Annotated in this window: 27 protein-coding genes and 3 riboswitches; of the genes, 7 read left to right on the top strand and 20 right to left on the bottom strand. The window is 40.5% G+C overall.

The features are described from left to right. Nucleotides 1-456 carry a MarR family transcriptional regulator gene (locus NSQ36_RS06535; RefSeq protein ID WP_003211701.1) on the bottom strand — a complete coding sequence of 152 codons (456 nt, stop codon included), beginning with the start codon at nt 454-456 and terminating at the stop codon, nt 1-3. A gap of 204 nt (nt 457-660) precedes the next feature. Here NSQ36_RS06535 and NSQ36_RS06530 point away from each other — a divergent pair, with 204 nt between their 5' ends. Continuing rightward, nucleotides 661-2,166, top strand: coding sequence for an ATP-binding protein (locus NSQ36_RS06530; protein WP_309216591.1), 1,506 nt, complete (start codon nt 661-663; stop codon nt 2,164-2,166). A gap of 47 nt (nt 2,167-2,213) precedes the next feature. Here NSQ36_RS06530 and NSQ36_RS06525 read toward each other — a convergent pair whose 3' ends face one another. From NSQ36_RS06525 to NSQ36_RS06500, 6 genes are all read right to left on the bottom strand, one after another. Beyond that, entirely contained in the window at nt 2,214-2,456 is a 243-nt protein-coding gene (locus tag NSQ36_RS06525; protein ID WP_003211198.1) for an aspartyl-phosphate phosphatase Spo0E family protein, read from the bottom strand. A gap of 301 nt (nt 2,457-2,757) precedes the next feature. Beyond that, on the bottom strand, nt 2,758-3,288 hold the full coding sequence (locus tag NSQ36_RS06520; RefSeq protein WP_113386965.1) for a cupin domain-containing protein: 531 nt from the start codon (nt 3,286-3,288) through the stop codon (nt 2,758-2,760). A gap of 16 nt (nt 3,289-3,304) precedes the next feature. Then, nucleotides 3,305-3,943, bottom strand: a complete 639-nt coding sequence (locus NSQ36_RS06515) for a methylthioribulose 1-phosphate dehydratase (RefSeq protein ID WP_003210888.1) — start codon at nt 3,941-3,943, stop codon at nt 3,305-3,307. Beyond that, nucleotides 3,907-4,602 carry a 2-hydroxy-3-keto-5-methylthiopentenyl-1-phosphate phosphatase gene (locus tag NSQ36_RS06510; protein WP_050945170.1) on the bottom strand — a complete coding sequence of 232 codons (696 nt, stop codon included), beginning with the start codon at nt 4,600-4,602 and terminating at the stop codon, nt 3,907-3,909. Before NSQ36_RS06510 ends, NSQ36_RS06515 begins: the two co-directional genes overlap by 37 nt. Continuing rightward, nucleotides 4,603-5,823, bottom strand: a complete 1,221-nt coding sequence (gene mtnW / locus NSQ36_RS06505) for a 2,3-diketo-5-methylthiopentyl-1-phosphate enolase (RefSeq protein ID WP_339207055.1) — start codon at nt 5,821-5,823, stop codon at nt 4,603-4,605. A 102-nt stretch (nt 5,824-5,925) separates the two neighbouring features. After that, nucleotides 5,926-6,027: riboswitch (SAM riboswitch) on the bottom strand. 44 nt (nt 6,028-6,071) lie between these two features. Continuing rightward, the gene (locus tag NSQ36_RS06500) at nt 6,072-7,262 is read right to left on the bottom strand and encodes a pyridoxal phosphate-dependent aminotransferase (RefSeq protein ID WP_050945172.1); all 1,191 of its coding nucleotides are present in this window, start codon (nt 7,260-7,262) and stop codon (nt 6,072-6,074) included. Nucleotides 7,263-7,427: 165 nt separating this feature from the next. After that, nucleotides 7,428-7,586, top strand: a riboswitch (SAM riboswitch). Between the two features lie 79 nt (nt 7,587-7,665). On the opposite strand from NSQ36_RS06500, the gene mtnK reads away from it, so the two are divergent. Both mtnK and mtnA read left to right on the top strand, forming a co-directional pair. Then, nucleotides 7,666-8,859: an S-methyl-5-thioribose kinase gene (gene mtnK / locus NSQ36_RS06495; RefSeq protein ID WP_113387013.1), complete on the top strand. Its 1,194-nt coding sequence runs from the start codon at nt 7,666-7,668 to the stop codon at nt 8,857-8,859. 6 nt (nt 8,860-8,865) lie between these two features. Beyond that, nucleotides 8,866-9,927 (top strand): S-methyl-5-thioribose-1-phosphate isomerase, encoded by a 1,062-nt coding sequence (gene mtnA / locus NSQ36_RS06490; protein ID WP_113386963.1) that lies wholly within the window; start codon nt 8,866-8,868, stop codon nt 9,925-9,927. A gap of 25 nt (nt 9,928-9,952) precedes the next feature. Here the strand turns inward: mtnA and NSQ36_RS06485 are convergent, their stop codons facing one another. The 3 genes from NSQ36_RS06485 to NSQ36_RS06475 all read right to left on the bottom strand — a co-directional run bounded on the left by NSQ36_RS06485 (nt 9,953) and on the right by NSQ36_RS06475 (nt 12,867). Further along, the gene (locus NSQ36_RS06485) at nt 9,953-10,087 is read right to left on the bottom strand and encodes a hypothetical protein (RefSeq protein WP_003211599.1); all 135 of its coding nucleotides are present in this window, start codon (nt 10,085-10,087) and stop codon (nt 9,953-9,955) included. Between the two features lie 91 nt (nt 10,088-10,178). Next, a complete protein-coding gene (locus NSQ36_RS06480) occupies nt 10,179-10,670 on the bottom strand; it encodes a methylated-DNA--[protein]-cysteine S-methyltransferase (RefSeq protein WP_113386962.1) in 492 nt (163 codons plus the stop codon). A gap of 1 nt (nt 10,671) precedes the next feature. Next, a complete protein-coding gene (locus tag NSQ36_RS06475) occupies nt 10,672-12,867 on the bottom strand; it encodes a PAS domain-containing sensor histidine kinase (RefSeq protein WP_113386961.1) in 2,196 nt (731 codons plus the stop codon). A 293-nt stretch (nt 12,868-13,160) separates the two neighbouring features. On the opposite strand from NSQ36_RS06475, the gene NSQ36_RS06470 reads away from it, so the two are divergent. Next, entirely contained in the window at nt 13,161-14,180 is a 1,020-nt protein-coding gene (locus NSQ36_RS06470; protein WP_113386960.1) for an acyltransferase family protein, read from the top strand. A gap of 27 nt (nt 14,181-14,207) precedes the next feature. On the opposite strand, the gene NSQ36_RS06465 is transcribed toward NSQ36_RS06470, so the two are convergent. From NSQ36_RS06465 to htpX, 5 genes are all read right to left on the bottom strand, one after another. Beyond that, nucleotides 14,208-14,390, bottom strand: coding sequence for a hypothetical protein (locus NSQ36_RS06465; RefSeq protein WP_003211111.1), 183 nt, complete (start codon nt 14,388-14,390; stop codon nt 14,208-14,210). Then, a complete protein-coding gene (locus NSQ36_RS06460) occupies nt 14,383-14,547 on the bottom strand; it encodes a hypothetical protein (protein WP_199852772.1) in 165 nt (54 codons plus the stop codon). The genes NSQ36_RS06465 and NSQ36_RS06460 overlap by 8 nt, the downstream gene beginning before the upstream one ends. A gap of 6 nt (nt 14,548-14,553) precedes the next feature. Next, nucleotides 14,554-15,072: a YetF domain-containing protein gene (locus NSQ36_RS06455; protein WP_003211987.1), complete on the bottom strand. Its 519-nt coding sequence runs from the start codon at nt 15,070-15,072 to the stop codon at nt 14,554-14,556. 97 nt (nt 15,073-15,169) lie between these two features. Continuing rightward, entirely contained in the window at nt 15,170-16,516 is a 1,347-nt protein-coding gene (locus tag NSQ36_RS06450; protein ID WP_003211513.1) for a TrkH family potassium uptake protein, read from the bottom strand. A 143-nt stretch (nt 16,517-16,659) separates the two neighbouring features. Further along, the gene (gene htpX / locus NSQ36_RS06445; RefSeq protein ID WP_003212518.1) at nt 16,660-17,559 is read right to left on the bottom strand and encodes a protease HtpX; all 900 of its coding nucleotides are present in this window, start codon (nt 17,557-17,559) and stop codon (nt 16,660-16,662) included. A 278-nt stretch (nt 17,560-17,837) separates the two neighbouring features. On the opposite strand from htpX, the gene NSQ36_RS06440 reads away from it, so the two are divergent. Together NSQ36_RS06440 and NSQ36_RS06435 are read left to right on the top strand one after the other, a co-directional pair. Beyond that, nucleotides 17,838-18,551, top strand: coding sequence for a DUF1836 domain-containing protein (locus NSQ36_RS06440; protein WP_003211160.1), 714 nt, complete (start codon nt 17,838-17,840; stop codon nt 18,549-18,551). A gap of 129 nt (nt 18,552-18,680) precedes the next feature. Beyond that, nucleotides 18,681-18,875, top strand: coding sequence for an alpha/beta-type small acid-soluble spore protein (locus NSQ36_RS06435; RefSeq protein WP_003211343.1), 195 nt, complete (start codon nt 18,681-18,683; stop codon nt 18,873-18,875). Nucleotides 18,876-18,914: 39 nt separating this feature from the next. Here the strand turns inward: NSQ36_RS06435 and NSQ36_RS06430 are convergent, their stop codons facing one another. The 4 genes from NSQ36_RS06430 to NSQ36_RS06415 form a co-directional block, all read right to left on the bottom strand. Continuing rightward, nucleotides 18,915-20,099, bottom strand: a complete 1,185-nt coding sequence (locus NSQ36_RS06430) for an anti-sigma factor domain-containing protein (protein WP_106029820.1) — start codon at nt 20,097-20,099, stop codon at nt 18,915-18,917. Further along, nucleotides 20,096-20,851, bottom strand: a complete 756-nt coding sequence (gene sigI / locus NSQ36_RS06425) for an RNA polymerase sigma factor SigI (RefSeq protein ID WP_034662939.1) — start codon at nt 20,849-20,851, stop codon at nt 20,096-20,098. The genes NSQ36_RS06430 and sigI overlap by 4 nt, the downstream gene beginning before the upstream one ends. 215 nt (nt 20,852-21,066) lie before the next feature. Next, nucleotides 21,067-21,858, bottom strand: a complete 792-nt coding sequence (locus NSQ36_RS06420) for a TerC family protein (RefSeq protein WP_050945179.1) — start codon at nt 21,856-21,858, stop codon at nt 21,067-21,069. A gap of 94 nt (nt 21,859-21,952) precedes the next feature. Then, nucleotides 21,953-22,060: riboswitch (yybP-ykoY riboswitch) on the bottom strand. A 79-nt stretch (nt 22,061-22,139) separates the two neighbouring features. After that, nucleotides 22,140-22,754 carry a DedA family protein gene (locus NSQ36_RS06415; RefSeq protein WP_050945180.1) on the bottom strand — a complete coding sequence of 205 codons (615 nt, stop codon included), beginning with the start codon at nt 22,752-22,754 and terminating at the stop codon, nt 22,140-22,142. A gap of 245 nt (nt 22,755-22,999) precedes the next feature. On the opposite strand from NSQ36_RS06415, the gene NSQ36_RS06410 reads away from it, so the two are divergent. Beyond that, nucleotides 23,000-25,423, top strand: a complete 2,424-nt coding sequence (locus NSQ36_RS06410) for an EAL domain-containing protein (RefSeq protein ID WP_339207050.1) — start codon at nt 23,000-23,002, stop codon at nt 25,421-25,423. A 30-nt stretch (nt 25,424-25,453) separates the two neighbouring features. Here the strand turns inward: NSQ36_RS06410 and NSQ36_RS06405 are convergent, their stop codons facing one another. After that, nucleotides 25,454-25,918, bottom strand: coding sequence for a MarR family transcriptional regulator (locus NSQ36_RS06405; RefSeq protein ID WP_088004396.1), 465 nt, complete (start codon nt 25,916-25,918; stop codon nt 25,454-25,456). Nucleotides 25,919-26,056: the final 138 nt, after the last annotated feature.

Below are 26,056 nucleotides of genomic sequence, written 5' to 3'. Positions count from 1 at the left end.
TTATTCTTTATGATCATATAAATGTTTTGCACGCAGTCCCACATGTTTAAGCATGTCAATGCAGGCATCCTTCTCTTCTTCGCTCAGGACACTGATCATCTCATGAATTTCTTTCGCATGATCTGGGAAGATATCATCAAGCAAAGCTCGTCCCTGCTCGGTAATATGCGCAAATGTGACCCTGCGGTCTTCTGCACAAGCCTTACGGCTAAGGAGTTCTTTCTTCTCCAATTTATCGACCACATACGTGATGCTGCCGCTTGCAAGTAAAATCTTATCACCGATTTGCTGAAGCGGCTGATCCCCTTTATGATACAGCAATTCTAATACTGCAAATTCAGTCGGATTCAGCCCGTGCTTCACAATATGTTTGTTCATGTGATGATTAATTGAGCGATAGGCACGTGATAATACAATAAATAATTTCAAAGATTTTTCAACATTATGATTTTCCATTTTTTATCATCCTTTATGAAATACACCCCACTAATGTGACATTAATAAACAATAAGTAAAATGTCAACATTTTGATCTATCTTTAGCATGAAAATGAGACCAGAACGAATCACCTAATTTTTTAAAAATCACACAAGTCATCGTAATAAACATAGGTTCAATGCTATAATAAGTCTATTAGGTAATACGTTGGAGCGATGAATGATGAGTATACTGAAAGGGTTTTGGAAGAAGATCAGGCTGTACCTTATTTTGGTCATGATTCCAACCCTAATCATTAGTTATTTTATCTATGAAAAAGAAACGGAAAAAATCGACTTAAAAAACAAACAAACTGCTACACTTATGTTAAATATTCACAAAAACCAAATGAATTATTTAATTAGTGAAACAGAAGCGAGATTAACTTCACTTGCCATGGGATTTGACCAGCCTCTTGAGACGAAAAAAGTAAAAAACATCCTAGAGAAAATCTATAAACAAGAACCTCGTTTTTCAGGCCTGTATCTCCTAGACAAAAAAGGAAATGTAACAGTAAGCACCACACCATTAAAGGAAAAAATCAACCTATCATTCAGAGATTACTTTAAGCGCATTCAAGTGACCAAGCAGACGGTGATCACAGATAACTATGTGAGCCGAATTACAAAACAGCGGATTCTTTCCATTTGCGTGCCTGTGCTGGATGAAAACGAAGAAGTCACCAATGTGCTAGTCGCCGCCATTCAAATTGATTATTTAAGAAATATTATGAATGTATTGAACCCTGATCTTCATTTTAAGATGCTGAATCAAAATGGACATGTCGTGTTTACAAGTGGTCCACAGCCAGCATCAGAAAATGGCAGCACCGTGTCTACATATTTAGATGAAAACAGCTGGAAGCTAGAGGTCTATCCGCAACGCGCTTCTACAGGTGAAGTGCTGTCTGTTATGCTGATCCCTTTATCCAGTGCTTTTATTTTATTAAATATTTTATTCACACTTGTTCAATATGTCATTTTAAGGCGTCAAACCCAGCAGGAGCGTCACCAAAATGAAGCGCAAAAGCTTGAATTAATCGGAACCCTCGCAGCAAGTACGGCACACGAAATTCGCAACCCATTAACAGGGATTAGTGGATTTATACAGCTTTTGCAAAAGAAGTATCACTCTGAAGAAGATCAGCTCTATTTTTCTGTCATTGAAGAAGAAATTAAACGAATCAATCAAATCGTCAGTGAGTTTCTTGTATTAGGGAAACCAACGGCAGAAAAATGGCAGAATAACTCTGTCAAAGAAATTGTCAGTGAGATCATGCCGATCGTTTTCTCTGAGGCGAACCTTTATAATGTTGAGGTTGATTTGCAAATTAATACGATTCGAGATGTTGGGGTATATTGCACAAAGGATCACATTAAACAAGTCGTATTAAATGTAGCGAAGAACTCGTTAGAAGCGATGCCAAATGGCGGTCATTTGAAGATTTTAATTGAGGCTGAAAAAGAACATGTCATTATTAAAGTGAAGGATACGGGTGAAGGCATACAAGAAGAAATGTTAAAACATATCTTCCTCCCTTTTATTACGTCGAAGGAAAAAGGGACAGGTCTTGGGCTTGTTGTGTGTAAACGAATCATTTCGATGTATGGCGGAACAATTGATATCGAGAGCGAAGTGAATAAAGGAACAACCGTCATGATCATGCTTCCTTCTGCTCACTCAGCATAGCTGAAACATTCAGCCGGTTTTGCTTAGGCAAGACCGGTTTTTTCATGTCAATAAGAGGGACGGTTCACAGATAGAAGACTCATTTGAGATACAAGATCATGAAAGGAGGGGGCAGATTGTTTCTCATGAAAAAGGAGATGCTGATACTCATTCATCAGGTTGTCCAGTTCTTGACTATATTTAATTGTCGTCTCACCAGTGTAGCCTTCTGCTTGAGCAGCTTCTACCATCTGTTTTCTCTTCTCATCAATGGACATTAGCAATTGTTCTTTCCTTACATAAATATTCATGATCTCAGCTCCCGCAATGAATTCGACTGTCTATGCTCAAAATGATCCGACACCAAAATTATACTTTATTTGTAAATTAAATTAAATATGCTAATTTTATTTAATTTTTTACAGCCTAAAGACCTCTTACCCAATCATATTTGGGGGTAAACTTCAAATTTGGACAGGACTGACACATGGATTAAACAGAATTTTATCCTATGTAGAAGATCAAAATCAACTATTTTCTTTCTCATTTTATGTCTATTTCCCTAAAAAAAAGCTGATCTTCCGCCTCATGCGGAATGATCAGCTTTTGTCATTAAACCTTTTCTTCCTCGTAAATTGGCACCCAGCCCTCAGTTGTGACAAATATGCGAACGGCAACCACTTTTCGATCCTTTTGAAGTGTAAAATAGTGACGAATATGTGGCGGAACAGAAATTAAATCGCCTGGATTCAGTCTCACGTCAAAAAAGACGCCATCCTTACCTTGAATGGCAAAGATTCCATGTCCGCTTACAATAAAGCGTACTTCGTCATCTGTATGGTGATGCTCACGCTGAAAATTTTGGAGCAGGTCATCTAGGTTTGGTGTGGCGTCAGATAATGAAATCACATCCTGCGCTTTGTATCCTCGTTTTTCAGATATACTCTCGATTTCCTTTTGGAAAACAGTCAAAATCTCTTCCTTTTCCTCATCTGTTAAATCATACTTTTCTGATAATCGGTTTGGAAGCTTTGCAATATCCCAATGCTCATAAATGACCCCTTGGTTTTCTAAATAGGCTGCCACCTCTTGCTCGCTTTCAAGTAATGTGTTCTCTTCGTTATGAATCAAAATCGTCGCCATGTGCTTTTCCTCCTTTTTATGTGACAAGCTGCTTTTGATAAAGCGTTAATTTCAAGTGGTAGCTAAACAAAAATTCATACGCCTCTAATACTCGTTTTGCTTCTGAGGCTGTTTTTCCCCAGACTGTGATGCCGTGATTTCGAATGAGCACAGCACCTGATTCCGACTCTTCAGTGAGATGCTTTGCAAATTGTGCTGCAAGATGCGGGATATGGGCTGGATTTTCAATAATCGGTAACGACACTTCTGCATCCTCTTCCCAGTAACCAAGCGCTTTGATGATTTCGTTTCCTTTGAAACGAACCTCGCCCCTATCCCCATACAGCTCAGACATCACATTATTATCGATTGTATGAACATGGAGACAGCAGCCTGCATTCGTCTGCTCATACACATAGTTGTGAAGCAATGTTTCAGCTGATGGTCTAAGCGGTTCGTTCGGATCAACAGGCTTACCTGCTGCATTTACTAAAACAAAGTCTTCATCTGTTTCTTTTCGTTTATCTTTACCGCTTGCCGTCACCAAAAACGTGATTGGATCATCCGACACCTTGATCGATAAATTGCCGCTTGTTCCGTAAAACCAGTCTCTTTGTGCCAGTTCACGTTTGACGTCTGCTAGCTCCTGCCAGCGCTTGCTCTTTGCGTCTGCCATTCCTTCACTTCCTTTATTTGATCAAATTGTGCTTTAAGATCAATAAATGTTTCATACTCTAGATGGACAAGCCCGAGCTCTTTACATTCGTTTAGCAAGTAGTCACGCGCAAATGTGAGATCCGCATGCTTTGCCGCCTCCACATCGGTGACTGAATCTCCAATCATGATAATGAAGTCATTCTCACAGGTCAGCTCTCGAATGATTGACGGCTTGCAGCATCCGCAGCCATTTTGACATTGCGAATCGCAGGCATGCGGCCATTCAATCTGAATATGCTCTTCCCCAAATGACGCATGATTGCAATAAATATCGTCTCGATCCACAATGCCCTCGAGTATGGGATAAACAAAAAAGTCCATCCCGCCGCTTAGCACATAGAAGGGAATATCAGCCTTTTTCACATGATCAACAAATTGCTTGAATCCTTCTCGAATCTCTGTATCTTCTAAAATAAACGATTGAATGGCTTCTTTTTGATCACTCGTCAGTAATTGAAACATCTGCCCGACGCCTTCTTGAATGGTGATCTCCTTTGTGAGAACATCGTCCTTCAGCTTCGTCCATTCACTTGGTGCAAAGTGTTTCATGATGCGAATGATATTATCATTTTTCGTAATGGTTCCATCAAAATCACAACATACAATTGGTTTTTTCATTTATTCTGCTACCCTTCCCCATAGTTCAAGTGCTGCTTTTAAGTCTTGGCAAGAAGCTGCCTTCTCTTGGATCGACTCTCCATGTATCACCGCATCAATGATCGATCGAAATGCTTTCCCTCCGCCGATGGCTCCACGCGGATGTCCGTGAATTCCTCCACCAGCATTTATCACATGATCGAGTCCAAAATCTTTCATCAAAACTGGAACCATTCCAGGATGAATGCCTGCTGACGGAACAGGGAACGTTTTTTGAACCGAATCCTCTTTTACACAAGCTTCATAGATTCCAAAGGCATCTTTTTTCGGAAGTGCGACCGACCCATACGGTGAGGGAAAAAGACTCAAATCAGCGCCAGCATATCGATTTAATTTACCTAAAAGAAGAGAATGGGAGAATCCATATTCGTGCGATGTTGTCAAAGCGCCGCTTACTGCGGGATGGGCCATAATAGGCAATCGAATATCTGGATCCTCAGCTAAGCTTTGCATGACATCTAACCCGTAGGCAAAAACATTGAATAAGAGTGCATCTGCTCCAAGCTCAGCTGCCTTTCTTGCTCGATCCTTTAGTTCAAAGGTTCTGCCTGTTAAATTAACGGCATATAGCGTTCGGTGCCCTGTCTCTTCATATGTTTCTTTTAATATCTTTTTTCCTTCTTTGATTCGTTCTTCAAAAGGGGCTAGTGGGCTCTCAAATAAAATTTCATCGTCTTTGATAAAGTCAACGCCGCCTAATGCTTGTAAACGGAGCTGTTCTTTTAAATCTGCCATATCACGGCCAATGACACCTTTAAAAATACTCATCAACAAAGGTCGATCAAACACGCCTACTTTTTTTCGTATGCCATCAATTCCAAATACCGGTCCTGGCAGACTTCTTTTCAATCGATCCGAGAATTGAATGTCGATTAGCTTCACTTTTCCATCTAGTGAAAGCTTTCCAAAGATCGTCGTCAAAACGGCCGGAATATCCGCTGAAAAGTTAGCCTCAGGATAAGCAATGGTCACCTCAGATTGATATAGGCCATTTTCGGCTGGAGCAAACTTTTCTGATACCTTTTCCACCCGGCCTTTATGCTTTTGAAGCTGCTCTTTTTTGAGCTGCGGCAAATCCGTCCATGATCCAACTGTTAAACCAAGCGCGATCTGCTCCGCTTTTCGGTTTACTTGTTCATCCTCTCGATGTGTTAATACGTATGTTGCCAGTAATTCACTCACTAGGAATCCCCTTTCGATTGCGTCATGCATATGGTCAATAAAAAAACCTCTCCAAGTGCTTTATCAGCGCCTTAAAGAGGTTGTTTCGTGTCATTCATCCGAATCTTATCTCTCAGCGCTTGCTGCAAGAATTAGCACCGTGCTTCATGGAAGTCGGTTGCCGGGCTTCATTGGGCTAGTCCCTCTGCCTACTCTTGATAAGAATATTCAATTTTCTTAAATATTGTCTGAATTATCGCACCGTTTATTCATGTTGTCAATGGCTTATTTTCAAACAGATTCAAGGAATCGATTCGCCGAGCGGCTTCTTTTAACCGCTCCTCATTTGTTAAAAGTCCTACTCTCACGTATCCTTCACCGTGAGTACCAAACCCATTCCCCGGCGCCACAACCACATGTGCTTTCTCTAATAATACGCCAGCAAAAGATTCAGATGTATATCCTTCTGGCACCTTTAGCCAAGCAAAAAACGACCCCTTTGGTGCAGTGACCTCCCAGCCAATCTCCTTGCAGGCAGCAATCCACACATTTCGCCGATTCTCATATCGATCATTTTGCACCTGTACGCACGTTTGGTCGCTTAACAAAGCTTCCGCTGCCGCATCTTGAGTGGCTTTGAACAGTGAAACAAACAGGTGATCCTGATAAAGCTCAATCGCTTCAATAACAGACGGATTTCCTGCTGCAAAACCTACTCTCCAGCCGGCCATATTATACGTTTTAGACAATGTGTATATTTCAATTCCTGTCTCTTTCGCTCCATCTGTTTGCAAAAAGCTGATTGGCTTTTCCCCATCAAACCCAATGCCGCCATAGGCAAAATCATGGACAACACAGAGCTTGTGATCTTTTGCGAATGTAACGGTTTCTTCAAAAAATGAACGGCTTGCCGTGGCACCTGTCGGATTGTTGGGATAATTTAAATACATCAACTTTGCTTTTTCCTTAACATCCTCAGGCAACCTGTCATAGTCAGGTAAAAAATCATTTTGTTCAAGAAGCGGCAGCGTCACCATCTGAGCTCCAGCAAGTACGGCACCTGACCAATAATCAGGATAACCTGGGTCTGGAACAAGGAGCGTATCACCGGGATTCAGCAGGCATTGCGGCAGCTCAACAAGCCCCGCTTTCCCGCCAAATAAAATCGCAATTTCCTTCATCGGATCAAGCGTGACACCATATTCTCTTTCATAAAAGGCAGCGGCAGCCTTTTTTAATTTCGCTGTTCCGCGGAATGACGAGTATTGATGATTTTCAGGTTTTAATACCGCTTCCTGCATGGCTTTTACAATGTGCGCGGGAGTTGGCTGGTCAGGATTTCCCTGCCCTAAATTAATAATATCTGCGCCTTCCTGCACCTTTTTCTGGACCTTTTGGACAAGGGATGCAAAAAATTGTGTCGGTAATTGTTTCAATACATCTGATTGCTGGAATTCCATTTTTCTTCACCTTCTATTCAAGTTACGTAGCAATACAAATACTGTAATGGATTGTTTTACGAATTGTAAAGCAATTTTGAAAAAGGATTGACATGTGAAGCGCAGCTCTGATAATATCTTGAATTAAGAAATGCAAACAGACACGAGACAATGACATATTGATTTCTCTTATCGAGAGTTGGGCGAGGGATTTGGCCTTTTGACCCCAACAGCAACCGACCGTTAATACCACTGTGAAGTGGGGCGCAGCAAGTAAGCGCCAAGACAATTGTCTTATAGGGCACGGTGCTAATTCCATCAGACGTATGTGCTGAGAGATAAGAGAGGCTTTGAGCATACACGCCATCAAGCCTCTTTCTCTCAGGAGAAAGAGGCTTTTTTATATGATTTGGAGGGGAAGCAATTGGTTACACTTACGGCATCATATGAAGAATTAACAGAAAGCTCGGCAGTTGCACTCGCAATTAGACTTGGCTTGATCCAAGAAAGCAGTCATTTGACATGTACGGAAATCGGGGACGGGAATTTAAATTACGTCTTTCATATTTTTGATCATAAACAAGAAAAAGGTTTGATCATCAAGCAGGCACTGCCCTACGCCAAGGTGGTCGGAGAGAGCTGGCCGCTTACATTAGACCGTGCGAGAATCGAAAGTACTGCCCTGATCAAGCAGTCAGAGTACACACCGCACCTCGTACCAGCAGTCTATTATTCAGATACAGCTCTTGCTGTGACGGCAATGGAGGATCTATCACACCTCGAAATCGTCAGAAAAGGGCTAATTGCCGGAAAACAATATCCGCATTTATCCGATCATGTCGGAGAATTTTTAGGAAAAACACTTTTTTACACTTCTGACTTTGCCACAAATCCTAAAATTAAAAAACAATTTGTGAAGCAATTTACGAATCCGGACCTTTGTGACATTACCGAAAAGCTCGTCTTCACAGATCCTTTCTTTGATAGCGGCACAAATGATTTCGAAGAAGAATTAAGAGAAGCTGCCGAAGCACTTTGGGCAGATCTTGAAGTGCAGGCAAAAGCAGCTGAATTGAAGCGTATTTTCCTGACATCTGCCGAAACACTTGTTCATGGAGATCTTCATACAGGCAGTATTTTTGCAAGTGAGACGGAAACAAAAATCATTGATCCAGAATTCGCTTTTTATGGTCCCTTCGGATTCGATATTGGTCATTTTATCGCTAACCTGTTCCTAAATGCTTTGTCCCGTGAGAATGAACATGATCAGCAGCACCTTTTTGACCATGTCGTCAATGTATGGGCAACATTCAAAGAAGTGTTCGCAAAAGCTTGGAAAGAAGACAGCATTGAAGCATTTAGTGTATCAGACAGTTTTTTAGAAACAACCTTTGACCGTATTTTAAAAGAAGCGACAGGCTTTGCGGGCTGTGAACTTGTCCGCCGAACGATTGGCCTTGCTCATGCCGCTGATCTCGATGCGATTCCATCACCATCTAAACGGATTCAGCAGAAAAAAGCAGCACTTACGCTCGGAAAAGCATTCATCAAACAATATCATGCAGTGGAAACAGCGTCTGACCTCGTCGCATTATTCCAGCAATCTGTAAAGGAGTGACGGGTTTTGTCTAAAGAATTTGAAGTCCCCCGTTCTGTCGAATGGGAAGAAAACTATATTAACATTTTGAATCAGCAAAAATTACCGGCAGAAACTGAGTTTGAGCATCTATATACAAAAGAAGACGTGTATGATGCCATTGTCACGTTAAAAGTGCGGGGAGCACCTGCCATTGGCATTACAGCAGCTTTTGGACTGGCGCTCAGTGCCCAAGACATTGAGACAGAAGAAATTGATGTGTTTAGACAAGAAGTCATTCAGATAAAAGAATATTTAAACAGTGCTCGTCCAACCGCTGTGAATCTAGCCTGGGCATTAGAGCGATTGTTGCAGCGCATTGATCGTGCAGCTTCGGTCAATGCAGCCAAAACAGACCTTGTCCATGAGGCCATTCAAATTCAAATTGAAGATGAAGAAACATGCAGACAAATCGGTCAAAATGCACTCCAGCTCTTTAAATCGGGTGATCGGATTATGACCATTTGCAATGCAGGCTCCATCGCCACGAGCCGATACGGAACAGCCCTTGCTCCATTTTATTTAGCCAAAAAGAAAAATCTCGACCTTCACATTTATGCCTGTGAAACACGCCCTGTTCTCCAAGGGGCTAGGCTGACAACATGGGAACTCATGCAAGGCGGCGTAGATGTGACGCTCATTACAGATAACATGGCAGCCCATACGATGAAAGAAAAACAAATTTCTGCAGTCATTGTTGGAGCTGATCGCATTGCCCGTAATGGAGATACGGCAAACAAGATTGGCACGTTAAGTCTCGCCATTTTAGCCAAGCATTTTCAAATTCCGTTTTTTATAGCTGCACCGCTTTCTACCTTTGATATCTCAACCAAAAACGGGGCAGATATTCCAATAGAAGAGCGTGACCCGCTGGAAGTAAAGGAATTAAACGGCGTCCAAATTGCACCACCTGATGTTCAGGTATTCAATCCCGCCTTTGATGTCACTCCTCACCATCTCATTTCAGGGATCATTACAGAGAAAGGGATTATCACGTCAAACTATACAGAAGAGATTGATGCTCTGTTCACTGAAGGCATCTCACTCTGATCATAAAAAAAGCGCCGTGTACTTCTTATTTAAGAGCACCGCGCTTTTTTATTTCATTCGTTTTTGCTAAAATTTCTTTTTTCTGTTCTTCTGTCAAAACCTTCATTTTGACACATAGTGATGTGACGGCATACATTTTATTCTTTTTGTCCCAAAACATTCCCTAGCGCCCTCCTTTTTCCCTCAACCAACTTTTTTAGCTTAATAAAAGGATATGTCGCTTGGAAAACATTTGGAACAGGTCAATCGATTTATTTTTGAACAAATGGGATACCTTCTAATTCAAGCAGAACCGCTTTCATATCTGTCTTCGTTCCTGCATAGCCCGTCAGAGAACGGTCTTTTCCAATCACTCTGTGACAGGGAATAAAAATAGGTAATGCATTGCGTCTGTTGGCTTGTCCAATGGCTCTCACAGCCTTTGGGTTACCAACCGCTTTTGCAATGTCTGCATAACTTTTTGATTCACCATACGGAATAGTCGAAAGTGCTTCCCACACTTGCTCTTGAAACGAAGTTCCTTTTTGCTTGAGCGGGAGATCGAATTCTTGGCGCTCACCCTTGAAATATTCATCTAGCTGCTTTTTTGCTTCTTGTAATACAGACGTTTCTTCTTCTTTTAGATTGGATGCTTGCTTTTTTGCTAAAAACGGCTCATCATCAAACATCACTTCGATGATGGCATCGTCTTTTTCTAGTATGTATAGTGCCCCAATTGGTGCGTGATAGACGGTATAATACACATTAATGCTCTCCTTCTTGTTTCTTCTGCCTCAGTGGCAGCGTGAGATGGAAGACGGTTCCTACCCCTTCCTCACTTTCTACCTCAATGGTTCCTTGATGCTCTTCAATAATTTTATAACTAACCATTAAGCCAAGTCCAGTTCCTCTTTCTTTTGTCGTATAAAATGGTTCCCCTAGACGCCTCAGCTTGTCCTCTGCCATTCCGCAGCCTTCATCCCGCAGTGAAATGACAATATGCTCTTCGCCCTTCCGCTGAATGCTCACATAGACATTTCCTTTTCTCGGCATGACTTCAATTGCATTTTTTAAAATGTTAATAAAGACTTGTTTTAATTGGTTTTGTTCACAATAAATGAGCGGAATTTCATCCAATACATTGAGATGCATTTGAACGTTGCCAAGATTCGCCTGTGCGTGCAGCAGATCCATCGTGTCTTTCACAATTTGCACCACATTTTTTTCTTCAAATACGATGGCTTGCGGCTTTGCTAAAATCAAAAATTCGGTGATGATCGATTCAATTCTTTTCAGCTCTGAAGTGATGACATTGAAATAGAGCGAATACTCCCCTTCTATATTTCCTTTTAGCAGCTGAATGAAGCCTTTTAATGCTGTCATCGGGTTTCTAATTTCATGCGCAATTCCAGCGGCAAGCTCTCCGACCACATGAAGGGTATCTGATTTTCTCACCCGTTCTTCTAATTCCTTCCGCTCTGTCACATCTCTAAAGATCGCCAAATTCATATTATGAATGATGTTGCGTTTAAAAGAGAATTCCAATATCCGCTGATCTGGGTGGTTCAGCACAAATGGCACTTCATTGTCCATTTCATCTAATGACATCGCCTGGGCAGGCTGTGCCAAATGTTCAATTTGATAAGGCGCAAGGATGTGGAAAAGGTTCATTTCCGTTAAATGATCACTTTTCAATCCTAGTAGCTCGCTTGCGGATGGATTGACTTCGATAATGCGGTATTGGTTATCAAACAGAACAATGCCGTCCATTGATCCATTAAATACTTTACGGAATTTGAGCTCACTTTCGCGCAGCTCCTCCTCCATCCTTTTTCGATCACTCACATTACGTAAAATGGTTAAGTGCTGTCCTTCTAATACCGTATGCTTTGATGTAAACTCGAGCTCTTTAAACTGACCATTTGCCATTCTGAACAAAAGCTCTTCCCTTATTTCATGATTCCGAATATATCGTCTTCTAGTCGATCTATATCTCTGATCAGATTTCACGAGAAAGTCTGTGAGTTTCTTGCCAATCAGTGAATGCATAGGTAATTCAAAAATGCGGCAGGCTGATTCATTGGCTCTCACAATCTCTCCATCATCTGCCCAAATGATGATCGCATCCATTGCATTTTCAAAAATTTCTCTAAAGCGTTCCTCACTTTTTAACAGCTTTTCTTCCATTAACCTTTTTTCTGTAATATCCCGCATGATCGACATATAAAAACCACTCATCACATTTGATGTAATGGTGAGCTCGAATAATTTGTACTGGCCAGATTGAAGGGTAACGGGAAGTTCTCCCTTGGCTTTCCCTGTTTCTTTAAGTGACGTTAAAAGGTGCTGTAAGGATGGAAGATTTTCTTCGTCGACAAATTCATGTAAATAGCGATCGGTTAAATCAGTCTTTTGCAGCTCAAAGCTCTGACAAAAAGAATGATTCGCATCAATCATGCAGCCATCCTGATCAAAAATGACCATCCCGTCAATGGCTCGGTCAAACAAATCTTTGAACAGCTGCTCATTCATGGAGCGTTCTCGTTCTAATATTTTCTTTGAGGAAATATCTCGCATGACGACAATATATTGCTGATTCATGGTGTCGTGCTCTGCGACAAATTCAATGTATTTTGTTTCACCATTTTCCAGCTGAATGGAGATTTCTCTTTTTAACGTACCTTTTCGAAAAAATAGATCGAGTGAGCATTCAATTTTATCTTTCGGGATGCCGTAAAGGAAATCTAGAACGGATTTATTGAGGAGGTCTTCTTTCGGTGTCTGTACAAGCCTGCATGTTGCTTCATTGGCTTGGATGATGTTGAGGTGCTGATCAAATATAAAAATAGCATCTAACGTCTTATTTAACAGCATTTTTTGCTGCATCAACTCTGTTCGCAAATATTCGTTCTCTTTTTCTAATTTTCTGATATCTTCTGCGCCATCGAGCGTTTCAGTCATTCTCTTACACTCCTTTTCCAGCCTCATTCCTCTACAATATTTCTACAATATTTTCATTGTTCCTTCATTCGACTCATAAAAAAAGATAACTTTTTACACGAAGACTGTCTCATTTATTTCATTTGGATGACAGGATCGAACCTCGATTCTCTTTTCTTACGCTTCTTTTACAGCCGTTCTACAATTTCACATCAAATAGCGAAATGAGCCAAAATGTATTTTAAAATGGGGCAAATACGGGAACAGTGCACTTAGAACATTTATGTTTAAAATCGAGCAGGAAAGGTGATGTTATGGCATCTTCACGAGATAGTTATTTTGATAATGCGAAATTTCTTCTGATTTTTCTAGTTGTTTTTGGTCATTTGTTACGATCATTCATTCATGATAATGATTGGATGCTTTATTTATACAAATTTATTTATACTTTTCATATGCCTGCCTTTATTTTGGTTTCCGGCTTCTTTGCAAAAGGGTTTAGAAAGCCAGGTTTTATGAAAAAAGTTGCTATTAAGCTGATCATCCCATATTTCATTTTTCAGGTGATCTATTCCGTTTACTATTATCTCTTGCAGGATCAAAGCATGGCCAATTTAAATCCAATTGATCCGCAATGGTCTTTATGGTTTTTAATTAGTTTATTCTTTTGGAATTTGCTGCTCATTCCTTTTTCTAAACTGCCATTTCACTGGGCGATGATCGTCAGTTTGTCGATTGCGTTACTTGTCGGTTACGTGGACAGTATTAGCAATACACTGAGCTTATCGCGTACGTTTGTCTTTTTGCCAATGTTTTTAGCAGGCTTCTATTTAAAAAAGCAGCATTTTGAATTCATCCGTACAAGTAAAGGAAAGCTGTCAGCACTTCTTGTATTAATGGCTGTATTCATGTTTTGCTATTTCTATGAATTTGATTATTCCTTCTTATTTGGATCACAGTCATATGCTTCTCTTGGTGATGAGGGAGTGATTGCGGCAATGAAACGAATGGCATGGTATCTGCTTGCATTCGGCGCTACATTCAGCTTCTTTGCTTTAGTGCCAACACGCCGTTTCTTCTTTACAAAATGGGGCACAAGAACGTTATATGTGTATTTATTACATGGCTTTGTAATTAAGCTACTTAGAACGACTTGGTTTGATGACTGGGCCTTGAATGCAGCAAGTGTTCTCATGTTATTGCTGCTGACCATTCTGTTAACCTTTACCCTGTCTAGCACCTTTGTTAAAACCGTTGCACAGCCAGTGATTGAGCTCAAAATGACCAATCTCATGCGTACAATCACCGGCAGGCAGGGCAGTTATAGCAAATAAAAAACGATCCCGCGCGGATCGTTTTTTCTATTTTTCATTCATGTGTCCATTGTGACATTCAGCATCTTTCTTAGGCTTTACAAGCGTATCAATCCATTTGCTGCTGTTGATATCTCCAAGCTCACTACCAAATTCCTCTTCTAAGATATCTGGGTCCATTGGCTTTTTATGGTCTTTCATGTCCTTGCTTTTTACATGCTTCTTAGTCACGAGATCCTCCCCCTTGTTTCCCTTTATGAGAATTTCGGTTTGCTTGACGATCTCTTGAATGTTCATCAAATTGGGTTTGTCCTTGATCATGTGCCATGCTTTCTGTCGGTGTCATATTATTTGTCAGTGCTTCATTTTTCGCTGCTTTTCTTTTCATCTGAAATCAGTCCTTTTTTGACATATTTAGTTCTTCTCTTAATTGGTCTAGAAGTTCCTTCATTTGTTTGACCGTCACCGGCTTTTCCTCTGGCTTTAACTCATAGCCGATTTGTCCATTGGCTTCTAGGGTGGCTTTTTTGAGACTGCTGATGTCTGTAATGCCTTGCTGCTTTAAGCGCATTTTGAATTCATCCCTTGTGAGCCGCGTTTTCTTAAGTTTGTGATCAAGCATTTCTCCATCCTGCAAAATGACCACAGATTTCCCTGAAACCAATTTTTCAAAGAAATCAGATTGGATAGACAATTTTTCCATGATGACGAGTGCAATGATAAATGTAGCGGCGGCATAAATCGTTTCAAGTAAATTGTGCTCAATAAAGGGTTGGATAATAATCGATCCGATTGAAATCATGATCACTGTTTGTTGAACAGTTAATTGACTAATGGATTTAGGCCCTGCTATTCTCAGCAGCAAGGTACCAACTAGCAGCATGACAATTGCTTTCCATATTACATCCAGCACGTCTCGTTCACCTCTTACCTATAGATTGCGAACATCCCATGTGATTTAGCCAGTTAGATAATGGAAATAAAAAAACAGCATTCGCTCGGAATGCTGTTTAGCCGATGATGACGCGCTCTTTCGGATAATGATAATTCGCTTCGCTTTCTCTTCGGCCAATTAAATATAAGAAGCTTGGAATGCCGATCCGTCCAATAAACATGACGACCATAATGATACATTTACCGAACACCGTAAGGTCCGAGGTGATTCCTAGCGATAGCCCTGTTGTTCCGAATGCAGAGCAAACTTCAAATAAATTTTCTAGAAGTGTATTATGCTCGGATAAGGATAACAGAAACGTAGCGCCAAACACCAAAATAAAGGCCATCATCGTCACCATCAAGGATTTGTTAATATCCGCTTGATGAAGCTCTCTTTTGAAAATTTTAATGGACTTATTTCCCCTAGCAAAATGAAACAGTGCGAGTAAATTCAGGGCAAACGTAGTTGTTCGAATTCCGCCTCCCACAGAGCTTGGGGAAGCCCCGATAAACATAAGCATACATAGAAATAAAAGGGTCGGTTCTGTCAGCTGGGTAATATCTAATGTTGTCAAACCCCCACTTCTTGTTGCGGTCGATTGGAAAAAAGAATAAAACAAGATTTCGTGCCAGCTTTTCCCTAGGAAGCTGAACCCGGCTTCAAGTGCATATATGCCAATCGCTCCAACAACGACAAGACCGCCAAACGTAATCGTTGTGATTTTTGTAAACAATGAAAACGATGCGTGCTTTCGGTCCTGATTAAATAAATAATCCTTTACTTCGACGAGCACAGGAAAGCCAATCGCTCCAAAGATGATCAGCAGCATCGTAATAAATTGGACAAAATAATCATCCTTGTAAGGGATGAGCGAGTTCCCTGTAATATCGAAGCCCCCATTGGTGGTCGCACTAATACTTGAGAAGAAGCCATGCAAGAATGCTCCTTGAACATCGTAATATTTGAGAAAATACATGCTTAAAATCAGACCGCCTAAAAACTCAATGAGCAAAATTAAATATAAGACCTGCTTCATTAATTTCACAATACCTGATAAATTGCTCTGGTTTTGATCTGCCATGATGAGCTTTCTTTCTTTAATCCCAATCCTTTTTCGCATGACAATCCACACAAAGGTACCGAGCGTCATAATGCCGATACCTCCGATTTGCAGGACAAACGCAAGGATCCACATACCTGCCACACTAAATGTTTGCGAGGTATCAACGACAGTGAGTCCTGTGACACTTACCGCACTCACCGCCGTAAATAGAGCATCAATAAATGTCCATTTCACTCCCTCTTGATGAGCCACTGGGAGGCTGAGAAGAATAAGTGATACGGTTACAGCAAGAAAATAATAGAGGGCAATCAGCTGAAATGCTGACAGCCGGTCAATTAGCTTTTTGATAGGATTCATTGTCATTCCTTCTTTTATCTATCTTTTCGAATACTTTATCATTTTAATGAAAAGAGACATGATTTTAAAGATATTTTATGCTTTATTTTCTTTTTCATCAAAAAGAAAAAGACATCCTGTTGCAGAATGTCTTTTCGTCTTTCTTATTTTGCTTCTAGTCTTCTGATTCTTTCGTTTAAATCAGGGTGTGTTGAGAAAAGAGAAGCTTTTCGTTTACCACTGATTTTAAGCGTAGCAACTGCTGTTTGATCATCATCTTTGATTCTTGACGTATACGCCTCAAGTGAGCGAAGCGCATGAACCATTTTATCTTTACCGGCAAGGTCAGCTCCGCCTCGGTCTGCATGGAATTCACGGTGTCTAGAATATGCAAACACGACAAGGCTTCCTAGGACAGAGAAAATGATTTGGAAAACAATCACTGCAATAAAATGAACAATCGGAACAAGCTCTTCACGCGAAACAAAGCGGCTTGCGATCCATGCCGCAATTCTTGAAAGGAAGACAACGAACGTGTTGACGATCCCTTGAAGCAGCGTCATTGTCACCATATCACCGTTCGCAACGTGAGCAACTTCATGAGCGATTACACCTTCAACTGCTGCATCATCCATTTCATGAAGCAATCCAGTTGAAACGGCAACAAGTGATCTTCTCTTAGAAGGACCTGTCGCAAAAGCATTTACTTCAGATGATTGATAAATACCAACCTCAGGCATTTTAGAAAGGCCTGCTGCTCTTGATAATCTGTGCACGCGGTCAACAAGCTGCTGCTCATCATATGTTAATGAATCCTTTTCAGGGTTTAACACACGCACACCCATCATCATTTTTGCCATCCAGCGAGACATCGCAAGTGACATGAACGAGCCAACAAAACCAACAACTGCACTGAATACTAGCAGTGCCACCAAATTAATTCCACCGTCTGCTCCTATATAAGAACCAACACCAGTTGCTGCACTAATAACCGACAGTACAATACCAATCGTAGTGATAACAAGAATGTTCGTTAATATAAACAGAAATATTCTTTTACCCATACATAACCTCCGCTGTCATATTAAGTTCATTTGAACTTATTAATAAAATTATAAAAATAAACGTCTCAAATTGCAAGGAAAAAGGAATCATTCCTTCTGTTTATCATAACGGCTTAAGCCCCGTCACTTCAATATTTACGACTTTGCCACAGCTGAAAAGTGAACAAATTGTGACGCCGCGTTCTGTATTTTAGTTTATTTTGCATTTTCATCAAAAAGAGATTATGATGTTGAATTAGATCAATAATCACGTTTTTGACGTACAAATGAGGTGGAACATGGTGACTTTTAAATTAACGAGAATTGACATGACGAGACTTCTATATTCTCTAAAAGGAGAGGGAGATCTGACTCCGCTTCAGCTTTTGAATCTATCTGTAAAGGGCGATAAGGATCATGAATATGATGAGTTAAAGATCCCTTCGTTTTTTGAGAAGCTCGAACGGCGGAAGCAAAAATCAGAGCACGGTCTTTCTACAAATGAAATTGTTGAGCTTGGCAACTTGTGTGAGCTAACGTCTCTTAAATCGACGGCGATTCAAAATTGGATCAAGCGTGATATTAAAGATATGATTGGTCATCCAGAGCTTGGCAAGAAGTACTCCATTGATCAGGTCGTTATTTTATTAATTGTCAGGGATTTAAAATCAGTTTTTGACTTTGATGCCATTCGCATGATCTTATCTGCCTTATTTAACACGATCACAGATCGAACAGATGATATTATTAGTCCAATCCGTTTTTATGAAGCATATGCGCACGTCCTAGATTTTATTTATCACCATACACATTTTCCGTTAAAGGAAACAAATTTACGAGAAATGACTGAGGAGCAGACCGACATGCTCCATGAAGAGTTTACAGAATTAACGAAGAATCAATGGAATTTGATTAAAGGCATTATCAGTTCTACCGTCTTCTCTGTGTTCACTTCCCACTTGCAAAGTACAGCGCAAGAAATGATGTTTAATACGCTACAGGCAGCTAAATAAGGATAAAAGAAAACCGAGGTGATGAGCTCACCTCGGTTTTTTTGTGCAGCAATTGCCAGCATAATTGTACGCCGTTTTCTTCAAAATAAGAAGGCGCAACAAACATGAGGTGAAAGGAGGAATATGGACATGGCAAATCGAAATCAGCTTCTTGTTCCTGGAGTAGAACAAGCATTAGATCAATTTAAATACGAGATCGCTCAAGAATTTGGCGTGACTCTCGGTTCAGATACAGTCGCACGTGCAAATGGTTCTGTTGGCGGTGAAATTACAAAACGACTCGTTCAACAGGCTCAATCACAAATGGGCAATCAATCTAAATAAAAACATGGTGAAATACGCCGGAGCTATTCTGGCGTTTTTTTATTGTTCATATGTGTGCTCAAACCGGTTTTCACGATACGGGGACGGTGCACCTTTTCCCTGCTTCTTCATATGGTCTTTTTTTCGTTCAGCGGACGGCTGTTTCTGATCCCTGTCGTTTTTTTTTGCGTGCTTTTCAGCACCACCACGTGATGTGCCGTTTGGATTCCTTTTATCATCAGGTTCCGTTGAGTGATTTTTTTTTTGTTCTTTATCGATAGAACGTTCCTTTTCTTCCTTTATTTGATTGTCTTTGCTTTTATCATCAGGTTTTGTTTGGTGTGGCTTTTGAATAGATCCTTGCTCTTCCCTCTCTTGATCCTTCTGCTCTTTGTCTTCAGCTTCAGGAGCCTCTTGATCTGGCTTCATCTCTTCGCTATCGTCTGTCTTGACGTCTTCTTGTTTGTCTTTGTCTGCTTGATCTTCATCATCTTTTTTAGGCTCTTCTTCTTTGACAGCATCACTCTCTGCTGCGTCTTCATCCTTTTGAATGCCTTCTTGTTCTTTGTCTTGGATTTCTTGATTTCTGATATATGTGCCTGTTGAAATGCCTGCCTTTTGAGCTTTTTCTCTTGTTTCCAGGTCACTTTCTACAGTTTCTAGCTTGTAATCGCGCTTTTGATATTCACCAGAGATGGTGTTAATTTTACTTTTGACGTTGGTTTTATATGTATGGTCCTGCTTGTTTTCATAAACCGTTGAAATATAAATACTCTTAGAGTGGTTCACATAACCTTTTTTGTCACAGTCATCTATGATTTCCTGCACAACTTTGGTCATGTCGTTTTTTTCTAAATCCTTCATACTGGCCAGTACTTGTTTCGCATCTTTATTCAGTGGTGTGACACCGATCACTTGATAATTGTGATCAAGCTTCAGTTCAAAGCTTGGATTAATGTCAATCGTCATATATGCATATGCTTTTTGACTTGAGAAAGATGGCATCATAGTAAAAATCACGACAATAATCGCAGCGATTGATAGGATTCCTGCATTTAATGGACGTAAACGAAGCAAGTCAAAAAAACCGGCTTTTTTTCTTTCGAGACGTGATTCATTCGGAAATGTCACTTCTTGACCGATTTCATAATCTTGTTGTTCATATTTTGTCCGCAGAAATTGTCCATCAGGGGTCAGCAGCGTGACATATTTTTTGTTTTTCTCTACTATAATGCCTCTTCTCATGAATTAAGCACCCCTTTAAGGTAATCTTTCAAATACACATAATCACCCGTCATAATGATCGCCATCGCAATGATATATTTTCTATTTCTCTCAATCGTTTTGCGGCTGACTTCCACTAGCTTTTCAAGCTGTTTGACTGGCAATTGTTTTTTTTGAAATAAAATGGTTCTGAGCTCATCGTGTTCAACGAGTGTGTGAGCTACTTTAATGGCATTTTGCCTTGCATCTGCATGCTTTGGTGAATGTTCAAGCAGCTCTTGAAACGTGAGACCGTATACTTTCAATCGTTCTTTAAAATGTTCAATTTCTTCTCTTCTGTGTTCTTGTTCAATTAAACGTCTATATTCGTTTGTAGACAGCTCTGCTTCAATCATGCTTTGAGAGTACTCGCCATTTTCACTTTCTTGCAGGTCCATTTGAACCGTTGGCGCATTTCTCGCTTCTTTTCGAATATAGTCGATCACTTTTCTTTTAATAATTAATTCTGCGAAAGCAAGGAGTGAGTTTCCTTTTTCAGCAGAGTATTTTTCTATCGCTTCATTAAAGGCAATTAAGCCTATGCTGAATTCATCATCTTTTTCATCTATATATCGTTTACAAACGGATGAAACCGTCTTAGCGACAAATGGTTTGTATTGCTCTATTAATGCATTTTGCAGCTCGATATCACCTTGTTGAATACTGATAGCCGACTGCTCTAATGTTTGCTTTTTCTTTCCTTTTTTAAACAAAAGGCTAAGCAATGGTTTCACCTCAGTTCTCCCTATATTACTCATTTATGATAGCTAATTTATGAGGGAAGCGCAAAGGAAGAAATGAGGAATTCATTTCCTGTTACCCAATTATGACATGTATATCATCATCTACTTTACAATGTTTCGTCTAAAAGCAAAGAAATAAGGGGGTATCTCCCCCTTATTTGTAATATACGTGTTATGAAAATGAAATGATATTTCTTTCAAAAAACCTACTCTTCTAGGCGTACCTCTTGTTTTTCCTTGTTTTGTTGCCCGCCTTTTCTTGATGGACTTGATAAAAACCAGCCAAATGCTGCAATTGCGAGAAGCACTGTCCAGAAAATCACTTTCCATAATGTTGAATGAATAAAATGAGAGGACACGATACCAATGGCTGGATGTGACAGTGTGTAAAGCGTGAGCTTCACACCAACCCACCCGACAATGACAAAGGCTGCTGTTTCTAGGCTCGGTCTTGTTTTGAGCAGTTTCACAAAGACAGTCGCTGCAAATCTCATGATGATCAGACCGATGATACCACCTAAAAGAATGACAATAAATTGACCACCATCAAGTCCACCGATTTGCGGAAGACTTGTTTTCGGCAAAGTTACGGCTAATGCGACCGCCGCTAAGATGGAATCGACAGCAAAAGCGATATCAGCAAGCTCGACTTTTACGACTGTTGCCCAGAAGCCGCTTTGCTTCATGTTTGTGTCTGATTCCTTTTTCTTAAATACGTGCGATTTTAAAATATGGTGAATGGAAATATAAAGAAGATAAATTGCACCAATGGCTTGAACTTGCCACACATCCACTAAAAACGAAATAAGAAACAGGGAACCAAATCGCATGACAAACGCACCCGCAAGTCCGTAAAACAATGCTTTTTTCCTTTGCTTTTCTGGAAGGTGTTTCACCATCACAGCCATGACCAGCGCATTATCAGCGGCTAAAATTCCTTCTAATCCAATCAGTACGAGAAGAACCCACCCGTACTCTAAAATAATTGCTGCATCCATCATCATTCCTCCTTGTTTTATCTATTGTCCCACAACAGACAAAGGCTTATGAATGCAAAAAAGACCTTTGCCTGTAATGGCAAAGGTCTTGCTAGACATGTGATATGTAGAATCATGCCAACAAAGCCGATGGAACTTAAGTCCATGTAATGACGACTTTGTTTCCGGTAAAAACCGGACGCTACTCCCCTTTGGTGGGATTTAAAAATATTTAGATTACTTATAGTTTAATCAATAGACACTGTATTGTCAACAGGGGATTTTCACCTCGGGTCCAGTGATTAGGCAGTTGGTGTTTCTGCTTTTCTTTTTCTACGTTTCAGCCATATATACATCGCGAAAAGCAGCACAATCCCGATCCCAATCGGCAGAAGATATGGATCTAACATTGCGCCAACCTCTTTCCAGTTCTCCCCGAGCACAAATCCAAGATACACATATACAAATGTAATAGGCGTAATCGCTAAAAACGTGTACAGGCAAAAGACCCACACATTCATCTTGGCAATACCGCACGGGATGGAAATAAGCGTTCTGACTCCTGGAATAAACCGGCCGCTAAATGCGACGAATCCACCATGCTTTTCAAAGAAGGCATCCGATTTATCAAGCGACTCCGGTTTAACAAAAAAGTACTTCCCATATTTATTTAAAAAAGGTCTACCGCCATAACGTCCTAACCAGTACAAGGTCAAAGGGCCAGCCACGCCGCCAATAGAGCCGGCTGCCACAACACCAATGAAGGCCATGTCCCCTTCTGAGACCCAGTAACCCGCAAGAGGCAGAACCACTTCAGCAGGAACAAATTCAATACATAATGCAAGGAAGATGCCAAAGTACGACAAGTTCTTAAAGGCATCAGCTAAAGAAATAATAAAATCTTCGATGTTTATCAATCCCTTTCACACATAATCGTTTAACTGATTCTATCTCTTTTAGAATCGCACATATATTAAACGAAAAAAACCGAAGAAACGATTCACTTTTCGTCGTTTTTTTACATTAAATTTGATTTTACTATAAAAGACAGGTGAAAAAAAAGTTGATTGTGGTATTTAAGTGAAGGAAAAGTGAACACAGAAGCCATTCGATCCGATATATTAGGTATACGTCTGTTTTAAGATACTGGAGGTTTTCTTACATGACCCATTTAACAGGAAGTTACAATGGATGGCTTGTCTTTCTGTCAATCGCAGTCGCCACTGTCGCCTCCTACTCAGCTCTTCATTTAGCCAGCCGAGTGGCACAGTCAAGCGGTGCAAAGAAAAAGGTATGGCTGATCGTTGGTGCCTTGATCATGGGAATGGGGATATGGTCGATGCATTTTATCAGCATGATGGCATTTCACGTGCGTGCTGGCATCACCTATGAAACACCCTTGCTCATTTTATCGATTTTGGCATCTTTTGTCGGGTCCTTGATCGCATTCACAATATGCATTCAAGAGCAACTCTCCACAAGGCGGTTGCTCATTAGTTCAATCACCATGGGCTCAGCTATTTGCAGCATGCATTATCTTGGAATGGAATCAATGGCCAATGTCTCAATCAGCTATGATCCAGTCCTCTTTTTTCTTTCGTTTTTCATTGCTGTGATAGCGTCTTTCTTTTCGCTTCATCTCTTTTTTCGGCTCCATCGATCCGGGAAAAAGCAGGAGGATCATCTGTTAAAAATAGCTGGTGCACTCGTGATGGGCGGGGCTGTTTCTGGGATGCATTATACCGGTATGGCTGCTTCTACTATGTTTTTTCATTCAGACGGACAGCCCTATAGGGGTGGTTCTCTTGAACTATCACCATTCAGTCTGTCGATTTTCATCGGCTTAATGACACTGATTGTCCAAACACTGATGATTTTTGGTGCCTATATAGATCACCGAATCATGAAGCAGGCAGATAAGCTAAAGGAAAATGAACAGCGGTTCCAATCGCTCATCAAACATAATATCGATGGCATTATCGTGTTATCTGTCAATCGAAAGGTGCTTTCTGCGAACGACTCAGGTAAACAAATTCTAAAAATGTGCAATTCTTGGATTGGTGATGATGTCAGCCAATACGTTATGCCGACTGACATGTGGGAAGAATTTATTTACGAGTCAAAAAAAGCCATCACACGTGAAGCAGAACTAAAAGCAGCAGATCGCTTTTATTATTATCATGTCACTTACATACCTGTTCATGTCAACAATACGCTTGACAGTATTTATCTTGTCTTAAAAGATTTAACGCAGCAGCGGATTGCAGAAAAAGAAATTCATGTCATGGCACATTATGATGCGTTAACCGAGCTTCCTAATCGGCGCCACGCCATCAACCATTTAAGTGATGTTCTCTCCGCTCAAGAAGAGACAGGAACATCGACGGCTGTTCTGTTTCTTGATTTGAATCGTTTTAAAATTATCAATGATGCACTTGGTCATAACATAGGGGACTTACTTCTTAAAGCAGCTGCAAACAGACTGACGCAATGTTTACCAGACAACGGCTTTATAGCCAGACTAGGCGGGGATGAATTTTTAATGATCTTCCCTGACATGGGGCATGACACACAGAAAATTGAACAGCTTTCTCAAAATATTATTCGGCAATTTGAGCGTCCTTTTTTCATCCAGAATCATCAGCTCATTACTTCTATCAGCATTGGAATCGCTATCTCACCTCAAAATGGCAAAGATGGGATGGAGTTAATGAGGAAAGCCGATATGGCGATGTATTTATCCAAAAAACATAAGCAAAGCCGTTATGAGTTTTTCACCGAATCAATGGAAAGATCAAGTGAAGATAGGTTGAACCGAGAGCTTGAGTTACGGGATGCCATTCAAAGAGAACAGTTTGTGCTTCATTACCAGCCGCAAGTGAGTGCGAAAACAAGACAGATGACTGGCGTAGAAGCTCTTCTAAGAATGAAAGCACCAGATGGTTCGTTAAAATCACCCGAGGCTTTTATTGAGCTGGCAGAGGAATCAGGACTGATCATTGATATTGGCAGATGGGTGATTGATACCGCATGCAAGCAGGCTAAAACGTGGTATGACAACGGGCTGAAAATTCCCGTGGCTGTCAATTTATCTGCAAAACAATTCAATTCTGAAGACTTAATTGATTTGATTAAGCTGACACTGAAAAAATACGATATGACACCGTCACTGCTCGAGCTTGAAGTCACAGAAAGTATGACAATGGACAATATCAAGCAATCAAAGCAGGTACTGACCTCACTGAAACATCTGGGCGTTCGCATTAGTATTGATGACTTTGGTACAGGGCATAGCTCCTTAAGCTATTTAAAGGATTTGCCCATTCATCGCCTAAAAATCGACAAATCCTTCATCGAAGATATTTTAAATGATTCAAAATCTGAACAGATTACAGGTGCCATTATCGCGATGGGACATCAACTCTCTCTCGAGGTCATAGCAGAAGGTGTTGAAACCTTTGCGCAGGCACAGCTTTTATCTGCGCAAGGATGTGACGACTTGCAAGGCTTTTATTATGCAAAGCCCCTTCCAGCAAACGATATCGAAAAATTCATTGCCTATCCAGCGCATCAGCTGGACACATAAAAAAGGTGCCAATCATGGCACCTTTTCGTTCTATCTAAATAATAAATGTTGACTGTGAATACCTGCTTTTTTCAATAGACTAATCAATTGTTCTTGTTCTTCTCGCGAGAGGCCTGAGAAGGCACGCGCAATCCGGAGAGAATGAATCGGGTAAATTTTATCAAGATAACTGCGCCCTTTATCTGTTAAATGGGCATAAACCGACCTTTTATCCTTTGGGTCCTGCTCTCTTTCAATGAAACCATTTCGTTCTAATTTGTCAATTACGTACGTCACATTCCCGCTGACAAGCAGGAGTCTTGAGCCGATTTGCTGAAGTTTTTGAGCACCTCTTGTATACAGCAATTCAAGAACCGCAAATTCAGTTGGATTAAATCCATGCTCTTTGCTGTCTCTAATGCTGTGTTCTGAAACGCTTTTAAATGCTCTTGCAAATACCTTGTAAAGTGTCATTGAACGTTCTACTTCTTCTTCATTAAACGATAGTCTCATCACATATCTACCTCTTATAATATTTTTTTAACTTCAAGGCTTTCTTGCGGTGCAGTTGGAGCCTTTCGTAAAAAATAGAAGTACGTTTTTGAAAACCCTTTCAACCACATAAGTGACTCCATTCGTGTTATGTATAAGATT

The organism is Bacillus sp. FSL W8-1143, assembly GCF_037965155.1.
Lineage (GTDB): Bacteria > Bacillota > Bacilli > Bacillales > Bacillaceae > Bacillus > Bacillus pumilus.
Note: the sequence above shows the minus strand (reverse complement) of the source record. Positions and strands in the feature narration are given on the sequence as shown.

What these genes read in the sequence shown, in the direction of transcription:
- NSQ36_RS06460 (WP_199852772.1), bottom strand. Translation starts at nt 14,547, where the DNA reads ATGAAAAGAAAAGCAGCGAAAAATGAAGCACTGACAAATAATATGACA.
- NSQ36_RS06530 (WP_309216591.1), top strand. Translation starts at nt 661, where the DNA reads ATGAGTATACTGAAAGGGTTTTGGAAGAAGATCAGGCTGTACCTTATT.
- NSQ36_RS06450 (WP_003211513.1), bottom strand. Translation starts at nt 16,516, where the DNA reads ATGAATCCTATCAAAAAGCTAATTGACCGGCTGTCAGCATTTCAGCTG.
- NSQ36_RS06430 (WP_106029820.1), bottom strand. Translation starts at nt 20,099, where the DNA reads ATGAGAAGAGGCATTATAGTAGAGAAAAACAAAAAATATGTCACGCTG.
- NSQ36_RS06525 (WP_003211198.1), bottom strand. Translation starts at nt 2,456, where the DNA reads ATGAATATTTATGTAAGGAAAGAACAATTGCTAATGTCCATTGATGAG.
- NSQ36_RS06470 (WP_113386960.1), top strand. Translation starts at nt 13,161, where the DNA reads ATGGCATCTTCACGAGATAGTTATTTTGATAATGCGAAATTTCTTCTG.
- NSQ36_RS06440 (WP_003211160.1), top strand. Translation starts at nt 17,838, where the DNA reads ATGGTGACTTTTAAATTAACGAGAATTGACATGACGAGACTTCTATAT.
- NSQ36_RS06535 (WP_003211701.1), bottom strand. Translation starts at nt 456, where the DNA reads ATGGAAAATCATAATGTTGAAAAATCTTTGAAATTATTTATTGTATTA.
- NSQ36_RS06410 (WP_339207050.1), top strand. Translation starts at nt 23,000, where the DNA reads ATGACCCATTTAACAGGAAGTTACAATGGATGGCTTGTCTTTCTGTCA.
- NSQ36_RS06475 (WP_113386961.1), bottom strand. Translation starts at nt 12,867, where the DNA reads ATGACTGAAACGCTCGATGGCGCAGAAGATATCAGAAAATTAGAAAAA.
- NSQ36_RS06420 (WP_050945179.1), bottom strand. Translation starts at nt 21,858, where the DNA reads ATGGATGCAGCAATTATTTTAGAGTACGGGTGGGTTCTTCTCGTACTG.
- NSQ36_RS06500 (WP_050945172.1), bottom strand. Translation starts at nt 7,262, where the DNA reads ATGGAATTCCAGCAATCAGATGTATTGAAACAATTACCGACACAATTT.
- NSQ36_RS06510 (WP_050945170.1), bottom strand. Translation starts at nt 4,602, where the DNA reads ATGAAAAAACCAATTGTATGTTGTGATTTTGATGGAACCATTACGAAA.
- htpX (WP_003212518.1), bottom strand. Translation starts at nt 17,559, where the DNA reads ATGGGTAAAAGAATATTTCTGTTTATATTAACGAACATTCTTGTTATC.
- NSQ36_RS06485 (WP_003211599.1), bottom strand. Translation starts at nt 10,087, where the DNA reads ATGTTTTGGGACAAAAAGAATAAAATGTATGCCGTCACATCACTATGT.
- NSQ36_RS06435 (WP_003211343.1), top strand. Translation starts at nt 18,681, where the DNA reads ATGGCAAATCGAAATCAGCTTCTTGTTCCTGGAGTAGAACAAGCATTA.
- NSQ36_RS06520 (WP_113386965.1), bottom strand. Translation starts at nt 3,288, where the DNA reads ATGGCGACGATTTTGATTCATAACGAAGAGAACACATTACTTGAAAGC.
- NSQ36_RS06515 (WP_003210888.1), bottom strand. Translation starts at nt 3,943, where the DNA reads ATGGCAGACGCAAAGAGCAAGCGCTGGCAGGAGCTAGCAGACGTCAAA.